The sequence below is a fragment of the Streptomyces sp. NPDC060198 genome (assembly GCF_042728415.1).
Lineage (GTDB): Bacteria > Actinomycetota > Actinomycetes > Streptomycetales > Streptomycetaceae > Streptomyces.
Genome location: NZ_JBHWZJ010000587.1, coordinates 1 through 2,852 on the forward strand (window position 1 = coordinate 1; position 2,852 = coordinate 2,852).

The window sequence follows — 2,852 nt, forward strand, 5'->3', positions numbered from 1 at the left end:
TTCCGACGCGCGGGTCGCGTCGGGGCCGTACGGCTTCACGGAACGGGGTGGGCGGCTTCCCGTTACGGCAGGTTGCGCGCCATGACGATCCGCTGGACCTGGTTCGTGCCCTCGTAGATCTGGGTGATCTTGGCGTCGCGCATCATGCGCTCGACCGGGTAGTCGCGGGTGTAGCCGTAGCCGCCGAGGAGCTGCACGGCGTCGGTGGTGACCTCCATGGCGACGTCGGAGGCGAAGCACTTGGCCGCGGCACCGAAGAAGGTCAGGTCACCGTCGAGGCGCTGGGACTTGGCGGCGGCACTGTAGGTGAGCTGGCGGGCGGCCTCCAGCTTCATCGCCATGTCGGCGAGCATGAACTGGATGCCCTGGAAGTCGGCGATGGGCTTGCCGAACTGCTTGCGCTCCTGGACGTACCCCTTGGCGTAGTCGAGGGCGCCCTGGGCGATGCCGAGCGCCTGGGCCGCGATGGTGATGCGGGTGTGGTCCAGGGTCTTCATCGCGGTGGCGAAGCCGGTGCCCTCCTCGCCGATCATGCGGTCGGCGGGGATGCGGACGTTGTCGAAGTAGATCTCGCGGGTCGGGGAGCCCTTGATGCCGAGCTTCTTCTCCGGGGCGCCGAAGGAGACGCCCTCGTCGGACTTCTCGACCACGAACGCGGAGATGCCCTTGGAGCGCTTGTCCGGATCGGTGACGGCCATCACCGTGTAGTACTCGGAGACGCCCGCGTTGGTGATCCAGCGCTTCACGCCGTTGAGGACCCAGAAGTCGCCGTCGCGTACGGCCCTGGTCTTCATGCCGGCCGCGTCGGAGCCCGCGTCCGGTTCGGAGAGGGCGTACGAGAACATCGCGTCGCCCTTGGCGAGCGGGCCCAGGTACTTCTTCTTCAGCGCCTCGGAGCCGGAGAGGATCACCGGGAGGGAGCCGAGCTTGTTGACGGCCGGGATGAGGGAGGAGGACGCGCAGGCGCGGGCCACCTCCTCGATCACGATGACCGTGGCGAGCGCGTCGGCGCCGGCGCCGCCGTACTCCTCCGGCACGTGGATCGCGTGCAGATCGGCGGCGACGAGGGCGTCCAGCGCCTCCTGCGGGAAGCGGCCCTCCTCGTCGACCGCCGCCGCGAACGGGGCGATCTTCGCCTCGGCGAGCGACCGGATCGTCTCGCGGAGCATCTCGTGCTCCTCAGCCGGACGGTAAAGGTCGAAATCGGTCGAACCCGCCAAGACGCTCACTCCCCAAGGATGCTAACTACCGTTCAGTAACCCAATTTTAGTCCCGGCCGCTCGCGATGGCCTACGCGCCGGACGCGTGAGCTTGACGACAGCGCGTGGCGGAGCGGTCGCGGTCGTTCCCGGAGGGGAAGAAAAGGCGATCAATCGCTCATAACGGGCGGAAATAGCGGCCGGGTGGGCCCGACTATGCTCGGCGAGGCACGTCCGTCCGTTTCATCCAGGAGCACTCATGGCCCTCAGGATCACTGTGATCGGCACCGGCTACCTCGGCGCCACCCATGCCGCGGCCATGGCCGAGCTGGGCTTCGAGGTGCTCGGGCTCGACGTGGTGCCGGAGAAGATCGAGCTGCTCCAGGCGGGCCGGGTGCCGATGTACGAGCCCGGCCTGGAGGAGATCCTGCAGAAGCACGTGGCCGGGATTGCGGGCTCCACCGGGCGGCTGCGGTTCACCACCTCCTGGGAGGAGGCGGGTGAGTTCGGCGACGTGCACTTCGTCTGCGTGAACACTCCGCAGAAGCACGGCGAGTACGCCTGCGACATGTCCTACGTGGACAGCGCCTTCGCCTCGCTGGCCCCGCACCTGACCCGCCCGGCGCTGGTGGTCGGCAAGTCGACCGTGCCGGTCGGCTCGGCGGCCCGGCTCGCGAAGGTGCTGGCCGAGCTGGCTCCGGTGGGCGCGGACGCGGAGCTGGCCTGGAACCCGGAGTTCCTGCGCGAGGGCTTCGCCGTGAAGGACACCCTGCACCCGGACCGGATCGTCGTCGGGGTGGAGAGCGAGCGGTCCGAGAAGCTGCTGCGCGAGGTGTACGCCGTTCCGGTCGCGGAGGGCTCCCCCTTCGTGGTCACCGACTTCCCCACCGCCGAACTGGTGAAGACCGCGGCGAACTCCTTCCTCGCCACCAAGATCTCGTTCATCAACGCGATGGCCGAGGTCTGCGAGGCGGCCGACGGCGACGTCGTGAGGCTGGCGGAGGCGATCGGGCACGACGAGCGGATCGGCTCGAAGTTCCTGCGGGCCGGTATCGGCTTCGGCGGCGGGTGCCTGCCCAAGGACATCCGGGCGTTCATGGCCCGCGCCGGTGAGCTGGGCGCCGACCAGGCGCTGACCTTCCTGCGCGAGGTCGACTCGATCAACATGCGCCGCCGGGGCCACATGGTGGAGCTGGCCCGGGAGGCCGTGGGCGGAAGCTCGTTCCTGGGCACCCGGGTGGCGGTGCTGGGCGCGACCTTCAAGCCCGACTCGGACGACGTGCGCGACTCCCCCGCGCTGAACGTGGCCGGGCAGATCCACCTCCAGGGCGGGCAGGTCACCGTCTTCGACCCGAAGGGCATGGAGAACGCCCGCCGGCTCTTCCCGACCCTCGGGTACGCGGACACCGCGCTGGACGCCGTGCGCGGCGCGGACGTGGTGCTGCACCTGACGGAGTGGCGGGAGTTCCGCGAGCTGGACCCGGTGGCGCTGGGCGAGGTCGCCGCGCACCGCATACTGCTGGACGGCCGCAACGCGCTGGACAGCACGGTGTGGCGGGCGGCCGGCTGGACCTACCGGGCCATGGGCCGCCCGACCGCCTGACCGCCCCGCACCCCCGTACGCCGAGAGGCCGCACCCGAGACGTTCCGGGG

2 protein-coding genes are annotated in these 2,852 nt (G+C 70.0%); one reads left to right on the plus strand and one right to left on the minus strand.

The window, feature by feature from the left end; all coding sequences use genetic code 11:
* Window positions 1–62: 62 nt before the first annotated feature.
* Entirely contained in the window at window positions 63–1,220 is a 1,158-nt protein-coding gene (locus ACFWEP_RS33790) for an acyl-CoA dehydrogenase (protein ID WP_387375997.1), read from the minus strand.
* Between the two features lie 238 nt (window positions 1,221–1,458).
* Here ACFWEP_RS33790 and ACFWEP_RS33795 point away from each other — a divergent pair, with 238 nt between their 5' ends.
* Window positions 1,459–2,802, plus strand: a complete 1,344-nt coding sequence (locus ACFWEP_RS33795; protein ID WP_387375995.1) for a UDP-glucose dehydrogenase family protein — start codon at window positions 1,459–1,461, stop codon at window positions 2,800–2,802.
* The last annotated feature ends 50 nt before the right edge of the window (window positions 2,803–2,852 follow it).

Excerpts from the sequence above, each read along its gene's own strand:
- ACFWEP_RS33795 (WP_387375995.1), top strand. The coding sequence starts at position 1,459 with ATGGCCCTCAGGATCACTGTGATCGGCACCGGCTACCTCGGCGCCACC.